At 65.0% G+C, this 24,239-nt stretch carries 22 protein-coding genes and 1 tRNA gene; 13 read left to right on the top strand and 10 right to left on the bottom strand.

Features of this window, described 5'->3' with window-relative positions; all coding sequences use genetic code 11:
- Positions 1–7 precede the first annotated feature (7 nt).
- The 3 genes from cgtA to rplU all read right to left on the bottom strand — a co-directional run bounded on the left by cgtA (position 8) and on the right by rplU (position 1,739).
- Complete coding sequence (gene cgtA, locus BLQ28_RS07215) at positions 8–1,084, bottom strand: Obg family GTPase CgtA (protein WP_093238025.1); 1,077 nt, start codon at positions 1,082–1,084, stop codon at positions 8–10.
- Positions 1,085–1,154: 70 nt separating this feature from the next.
- Positions 1,155–1,415, bottom strand: coding sequence for a 50S ribosomal protein L27 (gene rpmA, locus BLQ28_RS07210; protein WP_019656544.1), 261 nt, complete (start codon positions 1,413–1,415; stop codon positions 1,155–1,157).
- 12 nt (positions 1,416–1,427) lie between these two features.
- Positions 1,428–1,739, bottom strand: a complete 312-nt coding sequence (gene rplU, locus BLQ28_RS07205; protein ID WP_057592097.1) for a 50S ribosomal protein L21 — start codon at positions 1,737–1,739, stop codon at positions 1,428–1,430.
- Positions 1,740–1,920: 181 nt separating this feature from the next.
- Between rplU and BLQ28_RS07200 the strand changes: the two genes are divergently transcribed.
- From BLQ28_RS07200 to BLQ28_RS07155, 10 genes are all read left to right on the top strand, one after another.
- Positions 1,921–2,913 carry a polyprenyl synthetase family protein gene (locus BLQ28_RS07200; RefSeq protein WP_093238023.1) on the top strand — a complete coding sequence of 331 codons (993 nt, stop codon included), beginning with the start codon at positions 1,921–1,923 and terminating at the stop codon, positions 2,911–2,913.
- 51 nt (positions 2,914–2,964) lie between these two features.
- Positions 2,965–3,041: transfer RNA gene (locus BLQ28_RS07195), tRNA-Pro, on the top strand.
- A gap of 113 nt (positions 3,042–3,154) precedes the next feature.
- Positions 3,155–4,888: a type IV-A pilus assembly ATPase PilB gene (gene pilB / locus BLQ28_RS07190; RefSeq protein ID WP_093238022.1), complete on the top strand. Its 1,734-nt coding sequence runs from the start codon at positions 3,155–3,157 to the stop codon at positions 4,886–4,888.
- A 24-nt stretch (positions 4,889–4,912) separates the two neighbouring features.
- Positions 4,913–6,142 (top strand): type II secretion system F family protein, encoded by a 1,230-nt coding sequence (locus BLQ28_RS07185; protein WP_093238020.1) that lies wholly within the window; start codon positions 4,913–4,915, stop codon positions 6,140–6,142.
- A complete protein-coding gene (locus BLQ28_RS07180) occupies positions 6,142–7,107 on the top strand; it encodes a prepilin peptidase (RefSeq protein WP_093238019.1) in 966 nt (321 codons plus the stop codon). Before BLQ28_RS07185 ends, BLQ28_RS07180 begins: the two co-directional genes overlap by 1 nt.
- 8 nt (positions 7,108–7,115) lie before the next feature.
- The gene (gene coaE / locus BLQ28_RS07175; protein WP_093238017.1) at positions 7,116–7,724 is read left to right on the top strand and encodes a dephospho-CoA kinase; all 609 of its coding nucleotides are present in this window, start codon (positions 7,116–7,118) and stop codon (positions 7,722–7,724) included.
- 72 nt (positions 7,725–7,796) lie between these two features.
- The gene (locus BLQ28_RS07170) at positions 7,797–9,290 is read left to right on the top strand and encodes an MBOAT family O-acyltransferase (RefSeq protein WP_093238016.1); all 1,494 of its coding nucleotides are present in this window, start codon (positions 7,797–7,799) and stop codon (positions 9,288–9,290) included.
- 1 nt (position 9,291) lies between these two features.
- Positions 9,292–10,314, top strand: coding sequence for an alginate O-acetyltransferase AlgX-related protein (locus tag BLQ28_RS07165; protein ID WP_256327207.1), 1,023 nt, complete (start codon positions 9,292–9,294; stop codon positions 10,312–10,314).
- Positions 10,315–10,345: 31 nt separating this feature from the next.
- The gene (gene zapD, locus BLQ28_RS07160) at positions 10,346–11,101 is read left to right on the top strand and encodes a cell division protein ZapD (protein ID WP_093238014.1); all 756 of its coding nucleotides are present in this window, start codon (positions 10,346–10,348) and stop codon (positions 11,099–11,101) included.
- Positions 11,102–11,162: 61 nt separating this feature from the next.
- Positions 11,163–11,372, top strand: a complete 210-nt coding sequence (locus tag BLQ28_RS07155; RefSeq protein WP_093238012.1) for a DNA gyrase inhibitor YacG — start codon at positions 11,163–11,165, stop codon at positions 11,370–11,372.
- Between the two features lie 42 nt (positions 11,373–11,414).
- Here the strand turns inward: BLQ28_RS07155 and BLQ28_RS07150 are convergent, their stop codons facing one another.
- The 6 genes from BLQ28_RS07150 to secA are packed head-to-tail and all read right to left on the bottom strand — an operon-like array spanning position 11,415 to position 20,790.
- Complete coding sequence (locus BLQ28_RS07150) at positions 11,415–13,382, bottom strand: acyltransferase family protein (RefSeq protein WP_093238011.1); 1,968 nt, start codon at positions 13,380–13,382, stop codon at positions 11,415–11,417.
- A 30-nt stretch (positions 13,383–13,412) separates the two neighbouring features.
- Positions 13,413–15,371, bottom strand: a complete 1,959-nt coding sequence (locus BLQ28_RS07145) for an acyltransferase family protein (RefSeq protein ID WP_093238009.1) — start codon at positions 15,369–15,371, stop codon at positions 13,413–13,415.
- 42 nt (positions 15,372–15,413) lie between these two features.
- On the bottom strand, positions 15,414–15,875 hold the full coding sequence (locus BLQ28_RS07140) for a (deoxy)nucleoside triphosphate pyrophosphohydrolase (RefSeq protein WP_093238008.1): 462 nt from the start codon (positions 15,873–15,875) through the stop codon (positions 15,414–15,416).
- Positions 15,872–16,747 carry an ATP-binding protein gene (locus tag BLQ28_RS07135; protein WP_093238006.1) on the bottom strand — a complete coding sequence of 292 codons (876 nt, stop codon included), beginning with the start codon at positions 16,745–16,747 and terminating at the stop codon, positions 15,872–15,874. Before BLQ28_RS07135 ends, BLQ28_RS07140 begins: the two co-directional genes overlap by 4 nt.
- A complete protein-coding gene (gene argJ / locus BLQ28_RS07130; RefSeq protein WP_093238005.1) occupies positions 16,744–17,973 on the bottom strand; it encodes a bifunctional glutamate N-acetyltransferase/amino-acid acetyltransferase ArgJ in 1,230 nt (409 codons plus the stop codon). The genes BLQ28_RS07135 and argJ overlap by 4 nt, the downstream gene beginning before the upstream one ends.
- Positions 17,974–18,003: 30 nt before the next feature.
- Positions 18,004–20,790 (bottom strand): preprotein translocase subunit SecA, encoded by a 2,787-nt coding sequence (secA, locus tag BLQ28_RS07125; RefSeq protein ID WP_093238004.1) that lies wholly within the window; start codon positions 20,788–20,790, stop codon positions 18,004–18,006.
- A 195-nt stretch (positions 20,791–20,985) separates the two neighbouring features.
- Here secA and BLQ28_RS07120 point away from each other — a divergent pair, with 195 nt between their 5' ends.
- Together BLQ28_RS07120 and BLQ28_RS07115 are read left to right on the top strand one after the other, a co-directional pair.
- Entirely contained in the window at positions 20,986–21,294 is a 309-nt protein-coding gene (locus BLQ28_RS07120) for a hypothetical protein (protein ID WP_093238002.1), read from the top strand.
- Between the two features lie 60 nt (positions 21,295–21,354).
- The gene (locus BLQ28_RS07115) at positions 21,355–22,341 is read left to right on the top strand and encodes an ornithine cyclodeaminase family protein (RefSeq protein WP_093238001.1); all 987 of its coding nucleotides are present in this window, start codon (positions 21,355–21,357) and stop codon (positions 22,339–22,341) included.
- A 12-nt stretch (positions 22,342–22,353) separates the two neighbouring features.
- Here the strand turns inward: BLQ28_RS07115 and BLQ28_RS07110 are convergent, their stop codons facing one another.
- The gene (locus BLQ28_RS07110) at positions 22,354–23,502 is read right to left on the bottom strand and encodes a threonine synthase (RefSeq protein ID WP_093237999.1); all 1,149 of its coding nucleotides are present in this window, start codon (positions 23,500–23,502) and stop codon (positions 22,354–22,356) included.
- Positions 23,503–23,592: 90 nt separating this feature from the next.
- Between BLQ28_RS07110 and BLQ28_RS07105 the strand changes: the two genes are divergently transcribed.
- The gene (locus BLQ28_RS07105) at positions 23,593–24,219 is read left to right on the top strand and encodes a helix-turn-helix transcriptional regulator (RefSeq protein WP_093237998.1); all 627 of its coding nucleotides are present in this window, start codon (positions 23,593–23,595) and stop codon (positions 24,217–24,219) included.
- Positions 24,220–24,239: the final 20 nt, after the last annotated feature.

The raw sequence follows: 24,239 nt of genomic DNA, 5'->3' as shown, positions 1-24,239 counted from the left end.
GCCGCCGTCAGGACGGGTCTGGCGGCAACTCGACGAAGCGCGGATCGACCTCGACCGGCACCTGTTCGGCCACCTGCTGGGCCTTGACCTGCTGATAGACCGCCTGTACCAGATGCTCGCAGCCTTCGCGCGTGAGTGCCGAAATCTCGAACACCGGCCCCTTGAAACGCAAACGCTTCACGAAGTCCTTGACGCGGGCCGCACGCTCGTCGGCGGGCACCATGTCCAGCTTGTTGAGCACGAGCCAGCGCGGCTTTTCGTAAAGGGCGTCGTCGTATTTCTTCAGCTCGCCCACTATGGCCTTGGCCTGTGCGACCGGATCGATCGTGTCGTCGAACGGCGCCATGTCGACGACGTGCAGCAGCAGCCGCGTGCGCTGCAGATGGCGCAGGAAGAGATGGCCCAGGCCAGCGCCTTCAGAAGCACCTTCGATCAGACCAGGCAGGTCAGCCACCACGAAGCTCTGCTCCGGACCGACGCGCACGACGCCAAGATTCGGATGCAGCGTGGTGAAGGGATAGTCTGCGATGCGCGGGCGAGCGTTCGAGATCGCGCTGATCAGCGTCGACTTGCCCGCATTCGGCATGCCGAGCAAACCGACATCGGCCAGCACCTTGAGCTCGAGCTTCAGGCTTTTTTTCTCGCCAGGCCAACCGGGCGTCTTCTGACGCGGGGCTCGGTTGATGGCACTCTTGAAACGCATATTGCCGAAGCCGCCGTCACCGCCCTTGGCGATGGTGACGACTTCGCCTTCCGTCAGCAGCTCGTACAGCACCTCGCCCGTTTCGGCATCGGAGACGATCGTGCCGACCGGCATCCTGAGCGTGATGTCGTCGCCGGCGGCACCGAACATGTCGGAGCCCATGCCGTGCTCGCCGCGCCTGGCCTCGTGGCGGCGCGAGTAACGGAAGTCGACCAGCGTGTTGAGGTTCGAGTCGGCCACCGCGTAGACATGACCACCGCGGCCACCATCGCCGCCATTGGGGCCGCCGAATTCTTTGTACTTCTCATGACGGAACGACACGCAGCCGTTGCCGCCATCGCCGGCGGCGATGTCGATGAAGGCTTCGTCAACGAACTTCATGGGATGTCCAGTTTACAAATGAAGAAGCCCCGGCAAAGCGGGGCCTCGGGCAGATCGAAGTGACTCGGGCTTACGCCGCGGGGGTCACGTTGACCGTGTGCTTGTTGAGTGCACCCTTGGTAGCGAACGACACATGGCCGTCGACCAGGGCAAACAGCGTGTGGTCCTTGCCCACGCCGACGTTGACGCCGGGGTGGAACTGGGTGCCGCGCTGGCGCACGATGATCGAGCCTGCGCTGATCAGTTCACCGCCGAAAGCCTTCACGCCGAGCATCTTGGGCTTGGAATCGCGCCCGTTTCGCGTTGAGCCGCCGCCTTTTTTCTGTGCCATGGAATGTGCTCCTTAGCCGGCGATCGCGCCGATTTGCAGTTCGGTGAACTGCTGGCGATGGCCTTGACGTTTCTGATAGTGCTTGCGACGGCGCATCTTGAAGATGCGAACCTTGTCGTGCTTGCCGTGCGACAGTACCGTGACTGTCACCGTTGCGCCGGACACCAGGGGCGTGCCAACCTTGATTTCAGCGCCGTTTCCGACGGCCAGAACCTGGTCGATCACGATTTCCTGGCCTACGTCCGCAGCAATCTGTTCTACTTTAATTTTTTCGCCGGAAGCAACGCGATACTGCTTGCCGCCGGTTTTTATGACCGCGTACATGTAAACCTCTTAGAAATGAGTCTCCGCAGCGAATTCCGCAGAGCCCAAGATTATAGCGCGGTTTGCGTCTACCGGCCACCTTGGCCCCGCCCACCAGCGACAACTGAAGGCTGCTCCCTATAATTTGCGCCTTCCGACCCTTGGGTCATTCTCATTTACAGCAGCGCTCTGCGCCTTCGCTTTGCCAGTTCCCGCCGCCGACACCTCCCCCACCGCCACCGTGCTGGACCTGATTGCCGGCGACATGGTCGAAGTCGACCGTGTGATTGCCCGCCGCCTCGACACAGGCGTACCGCTGGTCAGCCAGGTTTCCAAATACATCATCTCCGCCGGCGGCAAGCGCTTGCGGCCTGCCCTTTTGCTGCTGATGTCCGGCGCATTGGGCTACACGGGTGAGCAGCGCTTCAATCTGGCTGCCGTCGTCGAGTTCATCCACACGGCCACCCTCCTGCACGACGACGTGGTCGATGAGTCGACGCTGCGGCGCGGCCGGGCAACGGCCAACGAATCGTTCGGCAATCCGGCCAGCGTACTGGTCGGCGACTTTCTGTATTCGCGCGCATTCCAGATGATGTTGGATGCAAACAACATGCGCGTCATGCAGATCCTCGCCGAGGCGACGAACGTGATCGCAGAAGGCGAAGTCCTCCAGCTGATGAACATGCACGACGCCTCGCTGGACGAGGCCGCATACCTGCGCGTCATTCGCTCGAAAACCGCCAAGCTCTTCGAAGCCAGCACGCGGCTCGCCGCCGTGCTCGCAGGCGCCACGCCCGAGACCGAAGAAGCATGCGCCACCTACGGCCAGGCGCTTGGCACGGCATTCCAGGTGATCGACGACGTGCTCGATTACGCAGGCGACGCCCACGAAACAGGGAAAAACGTGGGCGACGACCTGCGTGAAGGCAAGACCACGCTGCCGCTCATCTTTGCAATGCAACGAGGCACATCAGCACAAAGCGCGCTGGTACGCGCAGCCATCGAGGCCGGCGACACCGCGCAGCTGGGCAAAGTTGTTGAAATTGTTCGCGAAACCGGCGCGCTGGATGCCTCCCGGGCTGCCGCCGCCGCAGAGGCGCAACGCGCAATTCACGCACTTAGTGGCTTCGCAGCCAATTCTCACGCTTCTGGTTTGCTACAATTAGCGGCTCAGTTGCTTGAGCGACGTGCCTGAACACCTCTTTTGAGTTGGCATCTAGGACGATTTCTTTTTTCTTGCAACCATCGGGGTGTAGCTTAGCCTGGTAGAGCGCTACGTTCGGGACGTAGAGGCCGGAGGTTCGAATCCTCTCACCCCGACCAGCTTTTGGCTGGAACAAATAAATGCCCATGCCTGTTGCTGCGTAGCGATTTACAGCACAGGGGTGTTCAGCGATGATCGTGAAGCACTTTTTCACATCTCTTGCATTCGCTGAATGGCCGCTGCCGAACTTCCTGTTAAAGAACCTACGCAGATCGCCCTACCCGGGCTTGCGCGCGCCCTGGTTTCGGCCGGCAAGCTTCCCGCAAAGATCGCCGAAGACATCTACCAGAAGTCGCTGAGCGGCCGCACCAGTTTCATCGCGGAACTGACTGGCACCGGCGCCGTCTCGGCCGCCGACCTTGCCCACACGCTTTCCAGCGCCTTCGGTGCACCACTGCTCGACCTGGACGCCATCGATCACCAGCGCCTGCCCAAGGACCTGCTCGATCCGAAGCTGTGTCACGCGTACCGCATCGTCGTCCTCAGCAAACGCAACAACCGCCTGATCGTTGCAACGGCCGACCCGTCCGACCAGCAGGCGGCGGAGAAGATCAAGTTCGCTTCGCAAATGGGCGTGGACTGGGTCATCGCGGAGTATGACAAGCTCTCCCGGATGATCGAAGCCGCCGCCGTCAGCGCAGCGGAGACGATCAACAGCATCGTCGGCAGCGAGTTCGAGTTCGACGACGTATCCGCCGACACCTCGGGTGACGCCAACGAACAGGCCATCGCCGAGGTCGAGGACGCTCCGGTCGTTCGCTTCCTTCACAAGATGCTGCTCGACGCCGTCGGCATGCGCGCTTCGGACATTCACTTCGAGCCCTACGAGCACCACTACCGCGTGCGCTTTCGCGTCGACGGCGAATTGCGCGAGATCGCCAGTCCGCCGACGGTCATCAAGGACAAGCTCGCTTCGCGGATCAAGGTCATTTCCCGCCTCGACATCTCCGAAAAACGCGTGCCGCAAGACGGCCGCATGAAGCTCAAGATCGGGCCCGATCGGGTGATCGACTTTCGCGTGAGCACTCTGCCCACGCTGTTCGGCGAGAAGATCGTCGTTCGTATTCTTGACCCCAGCAGCGCCCGTCTGGGCATCGATGCCCTGGGCTACGACGCGGACGAGAAGGAGCGCCTGCTCCATGCCATCGGCCGTCCCTACGGCATGGTGCTGGTGACCGGTCCCACCGGTTCGGGCAAGACGGTGTCGCTGTACACCTGTCTGAACCTGCTGAACCAACCGGGCGTCAACATTGCGACGGCGGAAGACCCGTCCGAAATCAACTTGCCCGGCGTCAACCAGGTCAACGTCAACGAGCGCGCGGGCCTGACCTTCGCGACCGCGTTGCGCGCCTTCCTGCGGCAGGACCCGGACATCATCATGGTCGGCGAAATCCGCGACCTCGAAACTGCCGACATCTCGATCAAGGCCGCACAAACCGGCCATTTGGTGCTGTCGACGCTGCACACGAACGACGCGCCGACGACGCTCACGCGGATGCGCAACATGGGCATCGCGCCCTTCAACATTGCGTCCAGCGTGATCCTGATCACCGCGCAGCGCCTGGCACGCCGCCTGTGCACCATCTGCCGCGTGCCCGCCGACGTCCCGCGCGAGGCGTTGCTCGATGCAGGCTTCAGGGAAGAAGACCTGGACGGTACCTGGAAGCCCTACAAGCCCGTTGGCTGCTCTGCATGCAGCGGCGGCTACAAGGGCCGGGTCGGCATCTACCAGGTGATGCCGATCTCCGAGGCCATCCAGGAAATCATCCTGCGCGATGGCAGCGCACTCGACATCGCACAACAGTCCGAGGCCGAGGGGGTGCGCTCGCTGCGCCAGTCGGGCCTTCGAAAAGTCATGCAGGGCCTCACTTCGCTCGAAGAAGTGGTGGCGTGCACCAACGAATAACGAACACTGCACATCGGAGATCGAATGGCAACAGTGGCATCTTCCCGCTCCCAGGTCACGCACAAGGAATTTGTCTTCGAATGGGAAGGCAAGGACCGCAACGGCAAGCTGGTGCGCGGCGAACTCCGGGCCGCCGGCGAAAACCAGGTACAGGCTGCATTGCGCCGCCAGGGCGTGCTCGCATCCAAGATCAAGAAGCGCCGCATGCGCTCGGGCAAGGCAATCAAGCCGAAAGACATCGCGATCTTCACGCGCCAGCTCGCCACCATGATGAAGGCCGGCGTGCCCCTGATGCAGTCCTTCGACATCGTCGGGCGCGGCAATGCCAACGCCAGCGTGGCCAAGCTCCTGAACGACATCCGCAGCGACGTGGAAACCGGCACATCGCTGTCGGCGGCGTTCCGCAAGTTTCCGAAGTACTTCGACAACCTCTACTGCAACCTGGTGGAGGCGGGTGAAGCGGCCGGTATTCTTGAAGAACTGCTCGACCGCCTGGCCACCTACATGGAGAAAACCGAGGCGATCAAGTCCAAGATCAAATCGGCGCTGATGTATCCGATCTCGGTGGTCGTGGTGGCCTTCATCGTGATCGCCATCATCATGATCTTCGTCATCCCGGCATTCAAAGAGGTGTTCACCTCATTCGGTGCCGACCTGCCAGCGCCCACGTTGATCGTGATCGGCATCAGCGAATTCTTCGTGTCGTACTGGTGGTTGATCTTCGGCGGCATCGGCGGCGGCATCTACTTCTTCCTGCAGGCTTGGAAGCGCAACGAGCGCGTGCAAAGGACCATGGATCGTTTGCTGCTCCGCATTCCCATCTTCGGCACCCTGATCGACAAATCCTGCGTGGCCCGCTGGACCCGCACGCTGGCCACCATGTTTGCGGCCGGCGTGCCGCTGGTCGAAGCCCTGGACTCCGTGGGCGGCGCCTCGGGCAACACCGTCTACGGCGACGCCACCGCCAAGATCCAGCAGGAAGTGTCGACCGGCACCAGCCTCACGACAGCCATGACCAACGCGAACCTGTTCCCGTCCATGGTGATCCAGATGACTTCCATCGGCGAAGAGTCCGGCTCCATCGACCACATGCTCGGCAAGGCGGCCGACTTCTACGAGTCCGAGGTGGACGACATGGTGGCAGGCCTCTCGAGCCTGATGGAACCCATCATCATCGTGTTCCTCGGCACGATCATCGGTGGCATCGTGGTGTCGATGTACCTGCCCATCTTCAAGCTCGGCCAGGTCGTTTGATGCTGGTTTCGAGGGAAATCGACACCGCTTTCGCCGGTGTGCTGGGGCTATTGATCGGCAGCTTCCTGAATGTGGTGATCTACCGCGTGCCAGTGATGATGTACCGGACCTGGCTGGCCGATGCCGTCGACAACCTCAGGCCCTTGAAGGATGTCCCTTCGCTCTGGTCGCTGGTCTTCGGCTCGAAGGCCGTGCCGCCCGAGGGACTGGAAGCCGCAGCCGACAAGGCCGCGGTGGCAATCGATGGCCTGTCCCCCTTCGATCTCACGCGCCCCGCGTCGCGTTGTGGCGCCTGCGGCCACAAGATCCGCTGGTACCAGAACATCCCCGTGCTGAGCTACCTGCTGCTGCGCGGCCGCTGTGCGTCCTGCAAAACGCCGATCAGCCTGCGCTATCCGCTGGTCGAGCTGGTCACGGGTGCCCTCTTCGCGCTTTGCGCCTACCGTTTCGGCCTCACGCCCACCGGCGTGCTGTGGGCGGCCTTCGGTGCACTGTTGATCTGCCAGTTCCTGATCGATTTCGACACCCAGTTCCTGCCCGATTCGCTCAACTACCCCCTGCTCTGGCTCGGCCTCATCGGCGCGGCCATGGGCTGGACGGGCGTCTCGCTGAGTTCGGCCGTCTGGGGTGCGGTCTTCGGTTACCTGAGCCTCTGGCTTGTGTACCATGGCTTTCGCCTCGTCACTGGCAAGGAAGGCATGGGCTATGGAGACTTCAAGTTGCTCGCCGCACTGGGCGCATGGCTCGGGGCCGACTACCTCATTGCGATCATCCTCGTCTCTTCGCTGGTCGGCGCCGTGATCGGCCTGACGCTGCGCTTTGCCGGCAAGCTCGCCCACAAGGACATCCCCATCGCATTCGGCCCCTTCCTGGCCGGCGCGGGCCTCGTGTGCCTGGTGGCCGGCCCCGAACTCGTGAGGCAGTGGATTCCGTTCGCGTTCCCGCTCGGCGCGCTGATCCATTGACACAAGGCATGGTCCGGCGCATCGGCCTGACGGGCGGTATCGGGAGCGGCAAGAGCACCGTGGCGGCGTTGCTGGTCGCCCAGGGCGCCGTACTGGTCGACACCGACGCCATTGCGCGCGCCATTGCACAGCCGGGTGGCGCAGCCATGCCGGCCATCGAGGCGGCCTTTGGCCGCAGCGTCATCGCACCCGATGGTGGGCTGGATCGGGCCGGCATGCGCCAGATCGTGTTCACCGATGCAAGCGCCAAGGCCCGTCTCGAATCCATTCTTCACCCCCTGATCGGCGCCGAAACACAGCGCCAGGCCGCAGCAGCCGGCGAAGACGCCATCGTGGTGTTCGACGTGCCGCTCCTGGTCGAATCCGGACGCTGGCGCGCCATCGTGGAACGGGTGCTGGTGGTCGATGCGACAGAAGAAACACAGTTGAAACGTGTTGTTGCACGCTCGGCCTGGACGCCCGAAGCGGTCCGGGCCGTCATTGCCCAGCAGGCCCCGCGCAAGGCGCGCCGGGCTGCGGCCGACGCCATCATCTTCAATGAGTCGCTCACGCTGGCGGAACTAGAAATCGAAGTGCAGGGTCTCTGGAAGCAGTGGTCAGTGGCCACCACGCGATAATCCAAGACCGCCGCCCTCGCGGCGGCACAACGACTACGACAAAAAGGCACTCGCTGAAGTGTCCTCCCCGAGATGCTGTTCAACTCGTATCCCTTTATTTTTGTCTACTTCCCGCTGGTCCTGATCGGGTTCTTTCTGATCGGCAAGCGCAACGCCCGGGCCGCCGCTGGCTTCCTTGCCCTGGCCTCGCTCTTCTTCTATGGCTGGTGGAGCGTCAAGGCCCTGCCCCTGCTGCTGGGCTCCATCTGCGTCAACTACTGGTTCGGGCTGCGGCTGTCGCCCGCGCCCGGCCGCGACGACCGCAAGCGCAAGACCCTGCTGGTGATCGCGCTGGCGATCAACCTGGGTGTGCTGGCGATCTTCAAGTACGCCAACTTCTTCGTCGCGAACGTGAACGACGGCCTTGCCGCGGCCGGCCTCTCGCAGATCCCGATGCTGCACATCGTGCTGCCTATCGGCATCTCGTTCTATACCTTCACGCAGATCGCCTTCCTGGTCGATTGCTGGCAGGGCAAGGTGCATGAACGCAGCTTCATCCACTACGTCCTGTTCGTGACCTACTTCCCGCATCTGATCGCGGGCCCCGTGTTGCATCACGCGCAAATGATGCCGCAGTTCGCCAATCCGGCGACCTACCGCATCAGCCCCGACAAGCTGGCGCTGGGCCTTGCCATCTTCACCTTCGGCCTTGCCAAGAAGCTGCTCATCGCGGACCCGATGGGGCAATACGCCGACCTGATGTTCAACGGCGTGCACCAAGGGCTGGAGCCCACGCTCTACACCGCGTGGTTCGGAGCGCTGGCCTACACGCTGCAGATCTATTTCGACTTCTCGGGCTACTCCGACATGGCCGTGGGCCTTTCCATGTGCCTGGGCGTGCAGCTGCCGCTGAATTTCCGCTCGCCCTACAAGTCGACGAACATCATCGAGTTCTGGCGCCGCTGGCACATCTCGCTGTCGACCTTCCTGCGCGACTACCTCTACGTGCCGCTGGGCGGCAACCGCAAGGGCCCGGCCCGCCGCTACCTGAACCTCTTCCTCACGATGCTGTTGGGCGGCCTGTGGCACGGCGCCGCCTGGACCTTCGTGATCTGGGGTGCCCTGCACGGCATCTTCCTGATGATCAACCATCTCTGGAACGCCAAGATCAGGCCCCATGCCACGCCCGGCCGCCTGGGCCGCTTCCTGGGCTGGCTGCTCACCTTCCTGTGCGTCATCATTGCCTGGATCGTCTTCCGCGCCGAAAGCATGCAGGCCGCCATCGCGATCTACAAGGGCATGCTCGGCATGCACGGCGCGCCGGTCTCGGTGTTCCATGAAATGGGTGCCATCCCTTTCCGCAAGCCCAAGTTCTTCCAGACCATGCTGATCGCACTGATCATCTGCCTGGCGTTCCCGCCCACGATCACGCTCGAACGCTGGGTGCCGCGCGTGCAGATGCTCGCCGGCCGCGCACGCCTGGCCTGGCTCTCGACCGCCCTGATGGCGCTCTTCACGGTGGTCTTGCTGGGCTTCTGCATCTCGCGACTCGGCAGCTACAGCCCGTTCCTCTATTTCCAGTTCTGAGATGGCTCGCATCACGACACCAGCCAAAGTCTGGCTGCTGACTTTCTTGGCGGGCTTCATCGTCATCTCGGCGATGCTCGCCGTCACCCTGGCGACGCCCATTCCCTACGGCGACCTGTCGCGCATCGGCCGCCTGTCCGACCAGCAGTTCGGCTGGCTCGCGCCACCGCCCAAGGTCGACCCCGAGCTGCTGCGCGGCACCCCCATCGACCAGGCCGACATCGTCGTGATCGGCGACAGCTTCTCCATGACCTACCGGTGGCAGTCCGCGCTGGTCAAGGCCGGCTACCGCGTCTCGACCACCTACTGGCTCCAGTTCGGCGAGGCCCTGTGCGGCGACGTGGACGACTGGCTGGCCAAGGCCGGCTTTCGCGGCAAGCTGGTCATCGTCGAAAGCGTGGAGCGGCTGCTCAACGAGCGGCTGCGCACGAGCGCCCAATGCCCGAACATGGTGAGGCCCTACGAAGCGAAGCTGGTGCCCTTCTCGTCCCCGTTCGAAGAAGTACCGGGCTTCGCCCTCAACTGGAACGCCCAGCTCACCTCGGGCCTGATCACCTACCGCAACACCCAGCGCGCCATGAAGACGCCGGGCGACACCGTCTTCAACGTCGAGACCATGGCGCGCCCGGTTCAAGACGGCTGCAAGTTCTTCAGCAACCGCCTGTGCGACAAGGCCCTGTTCCTGTCGGAAGACATCCGCAACGGCGAACTCACCCCGGCGAACGTGGAGTCCATGAAGACCTTCACCGCGGCCCGCCGCACGCCGCTGCTGTGGATGGTGATTCCCAACAAGACCACCGTCTACATCGATCACGACCACTCGAAGGACTTCGTCACTGCGTTCCGGGGCTCCAACCTCGGCCCGGACCTGTTCGGCTGGGCCGAGACGCGGCATGCGCTGACTCGCGACTTCTTTTTTCCGAACGATACTCACCTCTCGATGCACGGACAGCTCGAGCTGGGCGAGTTGATGCTGAACGAAGTCCGCAAGAAACTGCCCGAACCGCCCTCGCGTCACCCGTGAGCTCATTCGATTCGACGACAGGAACCCGCCCGTGATCCTCTACGAATACCCCTTCAACGAGCGCATCCGGACCTACCTGAGGCTGGAGCACCTGTTTCGCCGCCTCGGCGAACTGGTGCCCTCGGAATCGCCGCTCTCCCATCACTACGCCCTGATCACGATCTTCGAGATCATGGACGTTGCCGCGCGCGCCGACCTCAAGGCCGACGTGCTGCGCGACCTGGACAAGCACAAGAACGTCTTCAACAGCTACCGGGGCAATCCGGCCATCGCCGAAGCCGTGCTCGACCAGGTCGTCGGCCAGCTGGAACGCAATTTCACCGCGCTCAACAGCGTGACCGGCAAGGCCGGCCAGGCCCTGACCGAGAACGAGTGGCTCATGAGCGTCCGCAGCCGTGCCGGCATTCCGGGCGGCACCTGCGAGTTTGACCTGCCTGCCTACTACGCCTGGCAGCATCACAGCGCTCCGAGCCGCCGCGCGGACCTCGAACGCTGGTCCAACACGCTGTCGCCGCTGGCCTCGTCGATCTACCTGCTGCTGAAGCTGCTGCGCGATGCCGACGTGCCCTACAAGGTGATCGCCACCCACGGCCAGTTCCAGCAGAACCTGCCGCAGGGCCGCAGCTTCCAGCTGCTGCGCCTGCGCATCGACCCCAAGCTCGGGCTGGTTCCCGAAATCAGCGGCAACCGCCTGATGGTGTCGGTGCGGCTCATGCGGCATGAGGCCGACGACCGGCTGCACCAGAGCACGGAAGACGCGCCCTTCGAGCTGACCCTTTGCGCGTGAGCGCCGCGCCGGGCCGCCCCAAGCCGGCTCGAACCGCGGTGCACGGCACGGAGCCTATCCAATGAGCAAGTTGAACGACAAAGGCGAGCGGATCGTTCGTTGCCCCGCGTGCGGCGGCGACAGCATTTACGCGCCCAGCAACCCCTACCGCCCCTTCTGCAGCCCGCGTTGCAAGGGCATCGACCTCGGTGCCTGGGCGAACGAAGAGTTCCGGATGCCGGCCGAGACGCCGCCCGACGACGAGCCTTTCGGCGATCCCAAGATCCAGTAGCAACGGCCACCGGCCCTGCGACTTTCCTGCTGCGGCTTCCTTCTATCGGCCGGCCGGCGACGGCCCGCCGTGGCCATCGCCCAGGAACAGCTTGTCCACGTAGCTTGCGTTCTGCCGCGTGTAGTACGGCCGCAGATGCTCCTTGTCCTTGTAGATCGGGTTGCCGTCGGGCATGGCCCGCAGGCATTCGCCGGCCTTGCAGAGCTGCGCGATCACGTCGACAGGCTCGGCACCGCTGGCCTCGGCGATCCGCAGCAGCCGCTCGTTGAGTTGCGCTTCGGCCGGCGGCAACGCAGCGGTCGGCGTGCTTCGCGAGGCGGTCATCGTGCCAAGCCGGCTGCCCTCGATCAACCGCAGCGGCTCGAAGGCCGGGCCGCTCGGGTTGTCCAGCAACAGATACACCTTCTTCTTGCGATGGACCAGATCCGTCAGCAGTGCCTGGAGCGCATCGAGCGAGCGCCCGATGCCCGGGCCCCCGTTGTTCACCGGATACGACGACACGCCATCGCGGAACTCGAAGTCCAGCGGGAAATTCCCGGTGAAGTAGCAGTTCCAGCAAGCCCCGACCACGACCGTGTCGAACCGCGGATCGCGCGCCAATTCGAGCATCCGGTTGCGCTGCCTTTCGCAGTCGGGATTGCCCTCGGCGATCAAGCCGGGAATGGGCGGACACGCCCCATAGGTCGAGAAAACCGCCGTCGCCATCCGCTCGGGCGAAGTGCGCGCCAGTTCTGCCGCGCGCGGCCCGTACTGCTGCGTGTGGCTGTCGCCGATCAGCAGCACCTGCCCGCGTCCGTTGCCCACGCGATTCACGAAACGCGAGCCCAGCTTCTCGCGGGGAACGTCGTCGTAATAGCCGCCGTCGACCGTGGCATCGGACACCATGCGAAGCATCTCGCCGCCGTTGCGTGGCGACATGCCACCGAAGGCAAGCAGGCCCACGACCGCGACAACGACACCAGCCCCCAGCAACGCGCGCAGCATGCCCACGCCCGTTTTTGCACGCGTGTAGCGCTCGACAAACCGATAGGTGCCCCAGGCCAGCACCACGCTGGCGACCACCGCGGCCACGCGCACGCCCGCCGACGGCGTGCCCTGCTCGACGATGCGCGCGTACACCAGCAACGGCCAGTGCCACAGGTACAGCGGATAGCTGATGAGGCCGATCCACACCATCACCCGGTTCGACAACACGTAGCGGTTGAGCAACCCGTTCGGCCCCGCCGCGATGCAGCTCACCGCGCCCAGCGTCGGCAGCAGCGCCCACCAGCCGGGGAACGCCTTGTACGCACGGATCGACACCAGCCCGTACACGATCAGCCCCACACCGAGCACCGACTGCGCATGGCTGCGCCATGCGGAAGGCGTCGGCGGCTTCAGCCGCATGCAGGCCAGGATGCCGCCCACCATCAGTTCCCAGAAGCGCGAGCCCGGCGAATAGAAAGCGGCCTCGCGGTACGGATGCACCATCAGCACATTGGCAACGAACGACACCGCCGCCAGCACCCAGAGCATCCGCACGATCGGCCAGCGCATGCGCCACGCGAACCCGAGCAGCAGCGGCCAGAAAATATAGAACTGCTCCTCGATGCCGAGCGACCACAGGTGCAGCAGCGGCTTGGTCTCGGCAATCGTGTCGAAGTAGCCCGACTCGCCCCAGAAGATGAAGTTGGCCACGAAGGCCATGCCACCCGCGGCCTGCTTGCCGAGCTCCGAGAACTCCCTGGGCAGCAGCACATACCAGCCCAGCGCCAGCGCAGTGGCCAGCACCAGCGTCAGCGCCGGAAAGATCCGCCGGATACGCCGCGCATAGAAGTCGCTGTAGCTGAAATCGCTCGCAGCGTGGCTCTGCATGATGATCGTCGTGATCAGGAAGCCCGAGATCACGAAGAAGATGTCGACCCCGATGAACCCGCCGGGCAACGCATCGGGAAACGCGTGATAGGCCAGGACCGATGCCACGGCCACGGCGCGCAGGCCATCGATGTCGGGACGGTACTTGGGGTGCATCGGTGCGTTGTTCAGGCGTGCGGCAACCGCTTATCGCGGCCCGGCGCCCTCGCCGGCGCCAAGGAAGATCGGGTCGAGATAGGTCGCGGAGTGCCGGGTGTAGGTCGCCCGCAGGTGATTGTCGTCCGCGTAGACCGGGGTCTTATCGGGCATCGCCCGCAGGCACTGGCCGTCCTGGCACAGGTGAGACGTTGCATCGACGATCTCCACGCCGCTCGATGCGGCGATGCGTCGAAGCTGCAGGTCGAGGCTGGCCTGGTCGGGCGGCAGTGCAGCGGTCCGCATGTCGGTCACGGCCGGCTTGCCCAACCGGCTCCCTTCGATCAGGCTGTCAGGCGCGAACTGCGTGCCCGTCGGGTTGTCCAGCAGCAGGTAGACCTTCTTGCCACGCCCCGCCAATCTCTTCAGAACGGCTTCGAGCGCATCCAGCGAACGCGGGATGCCGGGGCCGCCGTTGTTCAGTGGGTAGGCCACGCCGCCGGTTCGGAACTCGTAGGTCACGGGCAGGTTGCCGGTGAAGTAGCAGTTCCAGCAGCCACCGATCACGACCGCGTCGAACTTCGGATCGAGAGCGTGCTGGAGAACCTTGTCGAGCCCTTCACCGCATTCGGGGATGCCTCGGCCAAGCACGCCGGGAATGGGCGGGCAGGCAAAAAAGGTGGCGAAGTCGACTGTCGCCATCTGCCCCGGTGACGACCTGGCCAACTCCGCGGCGCGCGGCGCGTACTGCATCACATGGCTGTCGCCGATCAGCAGCACCTTGTGGGCGCCCTCGCCAAAGCGCCGGATCGGGAAGCCGTCCAGGTTGACCAGCTTGAAGCCCTCGTAGTAATCGCGGTCCGACCCGGCATCGACCACCTTCTGCAGCAGCGCGCTGTCGTTGCGCGCGGGCGCACCCGCCAGGACGACCAGCCCAGCCATCAACACCACGATGCCGCTTTGCCAGAGCACGCGCAGCGTGCCTGTGTCCGAGCGCACCCGCACGAAGCGCTCCACATACCGGTAGGTCAGCCACGCCAGCGCAATGCTTGCCACCACCATCGCCGCACGCGCGCCAAGCGGCGGCTCCGCGCCTTCGACGATGCGCGCGAACGCCAGCAGCGGCCAGTGCCACAGATAGAGCGGGTAGCTGATGAGGCCCAGCCATACCATCGCGCGGTTCGACAGGATGTATTTGTTCAGCACCCCGAGCGGCCCGGCCGCGATGCAGCTCGCCGCGCCAAGCACGGGCAGCAGCGCCCACCAGCCCGGAAACGCCTTGTCGCTGCGGACCGCCACGAGCCCCAGCACGATCAGCCCCACGCCCAGCACCGACTGCACATGGCTGCGCCACGGCTTCGGTGCCGACGCCGGGGCCAGCCGCATGCCGGCCAGGATCGCACCCGCCATCAGCTCCCAGAAGCGCGAAACCGGCGAGTAGAAAGCGGCCGTGCGAAACGGATGGATCGTCAGCACGTTGACGAGAAACGACAGCGCCGCCAGCGCCCACAGCACCCGCACGATCGGCCAGCGCCTGCGCCATGCGATGCCCAGCAGCAGCGGCCAGAAAATGTAGAACTGCTCCTCGATGCCCAGCGACCACAGGTGCAGCAGCGGCTTGACCTCGGACGCCGTGTCGAAGTAACCCGCCTCGCTCCAGAAGACGAAATTGGCCACGAAAGAGGCACCGCCCGCGACCTGCTTTCCGAGCTCCGCAAACTCCCGGCTCAGCAGCACGTACCAGCCGAAGGCCAGCGTCGCGGCCAGCACCAGCATCAACGCCGGAAAGATCCGCCGGATGCGCCGCGCATAGAACTCGCGGTAGCTGAAATCGGCCGCGGCGTGACTCTGCAGAATGATCGTCGTGATCAGGAAGCCCGAGATCACGAAGAAGATGTCGACGCCGATGAAGCCACCCGGCAGCAGCCCCGGGAAGGCGTGGTAGACCACCACCGACGCGACGGCGACCGCACGCAGGCCGTCGATGTCAGCGCGGTACTTGGGATGCATGTATCTGTTGTCTGCGGGCCCGCGGCTTCTTACCGCGAACCGCTACGCGAGCGTCGAAACGGCCTGTGCCGCGGACGCGGGCAGACCGCGCTCCTGCACCAGCCACTCCAGCACCGGCAAGGCACCGGGCAACACCGGCGCCACGTCGAGCGGCAGGTGCTGCCACGCCATGGCCTGGCCTTCGCGCATCTCGAACTCGCCGGTCCACGCAGTCACCTTGCACCAGTGCAGGCGCACCAGCGCATGCGGGTAGTCATGCTCCGTGACCTTCCAGACCTCGGCGTCTTCGATGGTGATGCCGAGTTCTTCCTGCAGCTCGCGCCGCAGGGCCTGCTCGACCGTCTCGCCCGCTTCGATCTTGCCGCCGGGAAACTCCCAGTAGCCCGCGTAGGCCTTGCCTTCGGGCCGGGTCGAGAGCAGCAGCGCGTCGTCGGCCAGGCGGATCAGCACGCCGACCGCGACCTCGGTGTGCTTGCGGCCTTGCGCTTCCTGCGACTCGCTCACGCGGTGGCCCGCCCTGCGTAGTCGCGCGCGAACTGGTAGGCCACGCGGCCGCTGCGCGAGCCGCGCTCGAGTGCCCAGACCAAAGCCTCAGGCCGTGCCGCCGCGATGGCGGCTGCATCGACGCCGAACGACGAGAGCCACTGGCCCACGATCGTCAGGTATTCGTTCTGGCTGAAGGGATAGAAGCTCACCCAGAGGCCGAAGCGCTCCGACAGCGAGATCTTTTCCTCGATCACCTCGCCCGGGTGCACTTCACCATCGTCGGTGTGCTTGTACGTGAGGTTGTCCTTCATGTACTCGGGCAGCAGGTGGCGCCGGTTGCTGGTCGCGTAGATCAGCACGTTGGGCGTCGATGCCGCAATCGATCCATCGAGGATCGACTTGAGCGCCTTGTAGCCCGGCTCGCCCTCGTCGAAGCTCAGGTCGTCGCTGAAGACGATGAACTTCTCGGGGCGCTGCGAGACCACTTCGACGATGTCCGGCAGGTCGGTCAGCTCGGCCTTGTCGACTTCGATCAGGCGCAGGCCCTGCGGCGCATAGGCCTGCAGGCAGGCGCGGATCAGCGACGACTTGCCCGTGCCGCGCGCACCCGTCAGCAGCACGTTGTTGGCCGGTTTGCCTTCGACGAACTGGCGCGTGTTGCGCTCGATCTTTTCCTTCTGGACGTCGATTTCCTTGAGCGAATCGAGCGCCATCGCGGCCACGTGCTTCACGGGCTCCAGCACGCCGTGGCCCGAGTTGCGGCGGCGATAACGCCACGCGATGGATGCGTTCCAGTCGGCCGGCGCCACCAGGGGCTGCGGCAGGATCGATTCGATGCGGGTAATGAGCTGTTCGGCGCGCTCGATCAGCTTCTGGAACTGCTCGTTCATGACCTGTAATCGGCGTTGATGGTCACGTAGTCGTGGCTCAGGTCGCAGGTCCACACCGTTTCGCTGGCCTTGCCACGGCCCAGGCCGATGCGCACCGTGATCTCGCTCTGCTTCATCACGCGCTGGCCGTCTTCCTCGCGGTACGACGGGTTGCGCCCGCCCTTGACGGCCACATGCACGTCGTCGAGGAACAGGTCGATGCCGGTCTGGTCGAGGTCGGCGATGCCGGCATAGCCGACGGCCGCCAAGATGCGGCCCAGGTTCGGGTCGCTGGCGAAGAACGCGGTCTTGACCAGCGGCGAATGCGCCACGGCGTAAGCCACCTGCTTGCACTCGGCTGCATCGCGCCCGCCTTCGACCTGGATGGTGATGAACTTGGTCGCGCCTTCGCCGTCGCGCACGATGGCCTGCGCCAGTTGGCGCGCCACGTTCTGCATGGCCGCCACGAGCGCCTGGCCGTCGGCCGAGTCGAGCGAGGTGATGGTGACGTGCGCCGCCTTCTGCGTCGCGATGACCACGAACGAATCGTTGGTCGAGGTGTCGCCGTCAATCGTCACGCGGTTGAACGAGGCATCGGCCAGCAGCTTGGCCAGCGGCTGGATCAGCGACGGATCGATCTTCGCGTCGGTCGCCATGAAGCCGAGCATGGTCGCCATGTTCGGGCGGATCATGCCAGCGCCCTTGCTGATGCCGGTGATGGTGACGGTGGCGCCGCCGACCTGCGCCCGCTGGCTGAACGCCTTGGGAATCGTGTCGGTGGTCATGATGCCTTCGGCGGCACGGGCCCAATGATTTTCCGAGGCGTCGGCCAGCGCGGCCGGCAGGCCGGCTTCGATGCGATCGACAGGCAGCGGCTCCATGATCACGCCGGTCGAGAACGGCAGGATCTGCTCGGGCGCGACCTCCAGCTTGCGCGCCAGCGCGATACAGGTGGAGCGCGTGCGCATCAGCCCGTCTTCGCCCGTGCCGGCATTCGCATTGCCGGTGTTGATGACCATCGCGCGAATGCCGAAGTTGGCCGCCAGATGGTCGCGGCACACCTGCACCGGTGCCGCGCAGAAACGGTTCTGCGTGAACACGCCGCCGACCGCCGAGCCTTCATCGATCAGCACGACCGTCAGGTCCTTGCGATTGGCCTTGCGCACGCCCGCTTCGGCCACGCCGATGCGGACGCCGGGCACCGCGAACAAGGCGGCGGGATCGGGGGCGGACAGGTTCACGGGCATGGAATTTCTCTCAATGAAAGGTTCTGGACTTCAGCTCAGCTTGCCGTGGCATTGCTTGTACTTCTTGCCGCTGCCGCAGGGGCAGGGGTCGTTGCGGCCCACGCGCGCGAAGGCCAGGGCCTCGGCGCTCAGCGCGCCCGCGCCAGCCGCTGCCAGGCGGCGCTGGCTTTCCTCGTCGACACGCACCTCGACTTCGCCGGTTTCGGTGGGCGCCGTGTAGGTGATGTTGGCGACGTTTTCGCCGCGGCTTTCGAGGGCTTCGGCGGCTTCTTCGAGCTGCTCGCCCGACTGCACGCGCACCGTCATGAGCTGGCGCGTGACTTCGTTCTTGACCGAGTCGAGCAACTGGCCGAACAGCTCGAAGGCTTCGCGCTTGTATTCCTGCTTGGGCTGCTTCTGCGCATAGCCGCGCAGGTGGATGCCCTGGCGCAGGTAGTCCAGCGAAGCCAGGTGTTCGCGCCAGTGCGTGTCGATGCTCTGCAGCAGGACCATGCGCTCGAACTGCGTGAAGTTCTCCTGGCCGATCAGCGCCAGCTTGGCGTCGAAGGTCTCGTTGGCGGCCTTGACCACCTTCTCGAGCACGTCCTCGTCGGAGATGGCGTCGGAGGCCTCGACCTCCTTCTTGAGCGGCATGTCCAGGCCCCACTCGGCAAAGAGGCTCTTCTCGAGGCCGTTCAGGTCCCACTGCTCTTCGACCGATTCGGCCGGCACGTACTGGCGCACCAGGTCCATGAAGCAGCCTTCGCGCAGCGCCGCGATCTGCGCCGTGAGGTCGGCCGCGTCGAGGATGTCGTTGCGCTGCTGGTAGATCACCTTGCGCTGGTCGTTCGACACGTCGTCGTATTCGAGCAGCTGCTTGCGGATGTCGAAGTTGCGCGCCTCGACCTTGCGCTGCGCGCTCTCGATGCTGCGCGTGACGATGCCGGCCTCGATGGCCTCGCCATCGGGCATCTTCAGGCGGTCCATGATCGCCTTCACGCGGTCGCCCGCGAAGATGCGCATCAGCGGATCGTCCAGGCTCAGGTAGAAGCGCGAGGAGCCCGGGTCGCCCTGGCGGCCCGAACGGCCGCGCAGCTGGTTGTCGATGCGGCGCGATTCGTGGCGTTCGGTGGCAATGATGCGCAGGCCGCCGAGCGACTTGACGAATTCATGGTCCTTGGTCCACTCGGCGCGAATGCGCGCGATCTCGGCCTCTTTGGCCGCGGCGTCGAGCGATTCGTCGGCTTCGATCGCCTCCATCACCTTCTCGATGTTGCCGCCCAGCACGATGTCGGTACCGCGACCGGCCATGTTGGTCGCGATGGTGATCATCTTGGTCCGGCCGGCCTGCGCCACGATGTCGGCTTCGCGTGCGTGCTGCTTGGCGTTGAGCACCTGGTGCGGCAGGCCCGCCTGCGTCAGCAGGCCGTCGATGATTTCGGAGTTCTCGATCGACGAAGTACCCACCAGCACCGGCTGGCCGCGCTCGTAGCACTCGCGGATGTCTTGAATGGCCGCTTCGTACTTCTCGCGCGTCGTCTTGTAGACGCGGTCGAGCTGGTCTTCGCGCTTGCTGATGCGGTTCGGCGGAATGATCGTGGTCTCGAGACCGTAGATTTCCTGGAATTCATAGGCCTCGGTGTCGGCCGTGCCGGTCATGCCGGCCAGCTTGGCGTAAAGGCGGAAGTAGTTCTGGAAGGTGATCGAGGCCAGCGTCTGGTTCTCGGCCTGGATTTCCACGCCTTCCTTGGCTTCCACGGCCTGGTGCAGGCCGTCGCTCCAGCGGCGGCCACTCATCAGGCGGCCGGTGAATTCGTCGACGATCACCACTTCGCCCTGCTGCACCACGTAGTGCTGGTCGCGGTGGTACAGGTGACGGGCACGCAGCGCTGCATTCAGGTGATGCATCAGCGTGATGTTGGCCGGGTCGTAGAGCGAGGCGCCCTCGGGCAGCAGCTTGAACTCGCCCAGGATGCGCTCGGCGTTCTCATGGCCGTCTTCGGTCAGGAACACCTGGTGCGTCTTTTCGTCGACCGTGAAGTCGCCGGGCACCGTGACGCCTTCGCCCGTGCGCGGGTCGGCTTCGCCTTCCTGCTTGGTCAGCAGCGGCACCACCTTGTTGATGGCCAGGTAGAGGTCGGTGTGGTCTTCGGCCTGGCCGCTGATGATCAGCGGCGTGCGGGCTTCGTCGATCAGGATCGAGTCCACTTCGTCGACGATGGCGAAGTTCAGGCCGCGCTGAACCCGGTCGCCGGGCTCGTAGACCATGTTGTCGCGCAGGTAGTCGAAGCCGTATTCGTTGTTCGTGCCGTAGGTGATGTCGCTGCCGTAGGCTTCCTGCTTTTCTTCGCGCGGCATCTGCGGCAGGTTGATGCCCACCGACAGGCCCAGGAAGTTGTACAGCCGGCCCATCCACCGGGCGTCGCGGCTGGCGAGGTAGTCGTTCACCGTGACCACGTGCACGCCCTTGCCGGACAGCGCATTCAGGTACACCGGCAGCGTGGCGGTCAGCGTCTTGCCTTCGCCGGTGCGCATTTCGGAGATCTTGCCGTTGTGCAGCGCCATGCCGCCGAGCATCTGTACGTCGAAATGACGCATCTTCATGACGCGCTTGGAGCCCTCGCGCACCGTTGCAAAGGCTTCCGGCAACAGGGCGTCGAGCGATTCGCCCTTGGCCACGCGGTCCTTGAACTCCTGCGTCTTGGCGCGCAATGCGTCGTCGCTGAGCTTCTCGAACTCGGGTTCGAGCGCATTGATGCGTTCCACCGTCTTGCGATACTGCTTGAGCAGCCGATCGTTGCGACTGCCGAAAATCTGGGTCAGGAAGTTGGTTGCCATGGGTGGAGATGGGCGGGCACCTGACGCGACAGGCACTTCGACCGGATTCCCTAAGATATGGTGAAAGCAGTTGGGCGCGCCACCTTTGAAATCAAGTTTTGAAATCAAATCCGCAGGCGAGCGGCCCATTTTTCCGGCGCGAACGCCGGCAAACCGGGCATTTTAGCTGTCTTGTTTCTAACCCCTGGATTACCCATGTATCGCCGCACGCCCCCGCCCATCTCGCTGCAGCAAGCTGCCGAAGGCTCGCCCACCCTGGGAAGCCTGATGGCGCGCGCACGCGATGCCTCGGACCGGCTGAAGGCGGTGGAAGGACTGATTCCGCCCGCCATGCGCGCCGCCATCCAGGCCGGGCCGGCCGAGGGCGATGTCTGGTGCCTGCTGGTCAAGGGCAGCGCCGCGGCCGCCAAGCTGCGCCAGCTCTCGCCGATGCTGGTGACGCGACTCAAGAACAAGGGCTGGGACGTGTCGACCATCCGGATCAAGGTGCACACCGGGCGCTGAGGCCCGCGGCATCGGTCGCCAAAAATTGATGATTCGTCTGAAGATGGATAATATTTCCAGATGACATCCCTCACGGCACCCGCCGACGCCCAACTCCTGCTGCTCGACAAGCACCAGGTCGACACCCTCCTTTCCCCCAACGACGTGCTGCAGGCCGTGCGCGAGGCTTTCGTGCTGCACAGCGAGCGCGAGGGCCGCGTCTTCCCGGTGGTGCGAGAGCCGCTGTCCACCGGCGGCGTGTTCGGCATCAAGTCGGGCGACGTGCAGGCGCAGGGGCTGCTCGGCTTCAAGGCGGCCGGCTTCTGGCCCGCCAACCGGCAGCGCGGCGGCGAGCCGCACCAGGCGACGATCCTGCTGATCGACCCCGCCACCGGCCGGCCGCTGTGCGTGATCGACGGCAACACGGTCACCACCGTGCGCACCGGCGCAGCGGGCGGGCTGGGCCTTCAGCGGCTCGCGCGGCCGGACAGCACGCGGCTGTGCATCTTCGGCACCGGCGTGCAGGCGCGCATCCAGCTCGACTTCGCGCTGCGCCTGCTTCCATCGCTGCGCGAGGTTCTTTATGTCGGCACGAGCGGCCAGCGCAACGCCGCCTTCGAGGCCCACTTCGCGCAGCGCTGCCACATCGCGCCCGCCAGCGACCGCAACGCGGCCGTCGCGCAAAGCGACATCGTGATCACCGCCACCCCGGGCGGCGGCGCACTGTTCGACCTGCAGGCCGTGCAACCCAGCACGCACCTGAACTGCGTCGGCGCCGACACCCGGGGCAAGCGCGAGCTGCCTGAAGGCCTGCTGCCGCGCGTTCGCCTCGTCGTCGATGACCGCACCCAGGCACAGCAGATCGGCGAGACCCAATGGGCGCCCGACACGCCATCCATCGAACTGGGCGACCTGCTGACCGGCAAGACGCCCTTCGAGCGTGCCCCTGCCGACATCACCGTGTTCGACATGACCGGCCTCGCACTGCAGGACCTGACCGTCGCGCGCCTGCTGCACGAGCGCGCCGCCGCCACCGGCACGGGCACCCGCATCGCGTGGCCCTGGTAGGGCCAGAGCCGTTCAGGCGGGCGTGCCGCCGAACAGCTCGGTCATGAACTGCGTCGACTTCAGCCCGGTGCCTGTCAGCAGCGCCACCGTGGTTTCGCTCGACCGGATATCGCCGCGCTGCGCCAGCACCTCGATGGCCGCCGCCGCGGTGGCGGAGGTCGGCTCGGCATAGAGGCCGGTGGCCGCCAGCCGGCGCACGGCGGCTGCGATCTGCTCTTCGGTCAGCGCCACCGTCCGGCCGTTCGTCTCGCGCAGCGCCTGGAGAATTTCACGCAGGCGCACGGGCCGCTTGATGGCCGTGCCTTCGGCGATCGTCGGCTTCACGGCCCGCTCCACCAGCGTGTCGACGCCCGCGATGAAGCTGGCATCGATCGGCGAGCAGTTCAGAGGCTGCGCCACGAAGAGGCGCGGCAGCTTCGTGATCTGCCCCGCCGCCAGTAGCTCCTTGAAGCCGATGTGGCAGCCCAGCACATTGCTGCCCGCGCCCGCCGGAATGACCACGTTGTCGGGCGCGACGAAGCCCAGGTCTTCCCACAGTTCGTACGCCAGTGTCTTCGTGCCCTGCAGGAAGAACGGATGCCAGTTGTGGCTGGCGTAGAAGATCGATTCCGACTGGCGCACCGCCTCGTATTCCGACTCCTCGCGCGGCCCCGGCACCAGTTGCACCTCGGCGCCGAACGCGCGAATCTGCGCCACCTTGGGCGCCGGCGTGTAGCTGGGCGCCAGCACCTTGACCCGCATGCCGGCCGCCGCGCCCGCCGCTGCGATGGCGGCACCGCCGTTGCCCGAGCTGTCTTCCAGCACCGCATCGACGCCGATCTGGCGCAGGAACGACATCATCACGGCCGCGCCGCGGTCCTTGAAGCTGCAGGTCGGGTTGAACCATTCGAGCTTGAAGTAAGGCGACAGCTCGCCCCAGCGCTTCTGCACCAGCGGCGTGCAGCCCTCGCCGAGGCTCGACGGCCGCTCGATCACCACCGGCAGCGCCGCCCGGTAGCGCCACACCGAGCGCTCGCGTGTGTCGATGTCATCGCGCGTGATGCCGGGCAGCGGCGTCACCATCATCGGGTTGCCGTCGTCCGAGCGCCAGCGGCGTTCGGAGAGTTCGTGATGCCGGCCGGTGAGCGGGTCGACATAGCGTGCGCGTTCTTTCAGGGTCATTCGCGGCTCCATGTAATTTGGATAATACGTCCGATATTGTACTTTTTGTACAAATTGGATGCTTCGTCCAGAGCTGGATACATTCCGGGCATGAAAAAGAAGTCGAACAAGCAGCTGCTGGAAATGCTCGGCCACGTGGCCGAAGGCCTGGGCGAAACCTTCGCGCCGTTCTGCGAAGTCGTGGTGCACGACCTGAGCAATCCGAAGAACGCGATCTACGCGATCGAGAACAGCCTGAGCGGACGCGAGGTGGGCCAGTCGGTGACCGAGCTCGGGCTGGCGCGCATCCGCGACCCCGAGTTCCCGGCGGTGATCGCGAATTACGCCAACACCTTTCCTGATGGACGCAAGGTCAAGAGCACCTCCATCGGCATCAAGGACGAGAACGGCGAGTACGTGGCCGCGCTGTGCCTCAACGTCGACCTGACGCTGTTCCAGAGCTTCCAGGGCGCCATCTCGCAGTTCACGCGCATCGACGACAAGGAAGTGCACGAGCACCTCGATGCGGGCGGCAACCCCTCGGACCGCATCCATGCGCGCATCGACGAATTCGCGGCCGCGCGCGCGACCACGCCGCGCTCGCTCAAACCCGTCGACCGCAAGCAGCTGGTGCAGGAACTGAAGAAGGCCGGCCTGCTGGAAGTGCGGCGCGGCGCCGAGATTGCCGCGGCGCACATGGGCGTGTCGCGCGCCACGGTCTACAGCGACGCCAAGTAGACGTCCGCGCCTCTTGCGAG

The organism is Variovorax sp. EL159 (assembly GCF_900100965.1).
Taxonomy (GTDB): domain Bacteria; phylum Pseudomonadota; class Gammaproteobacteria; order Burkholderiales; family Burkholderiaceae_C; genus Variovorax.
Note: the sequence above shows the minus strand (reverse complement) of the source record. Positions and strands in the feature narration are given on the sequence as shown.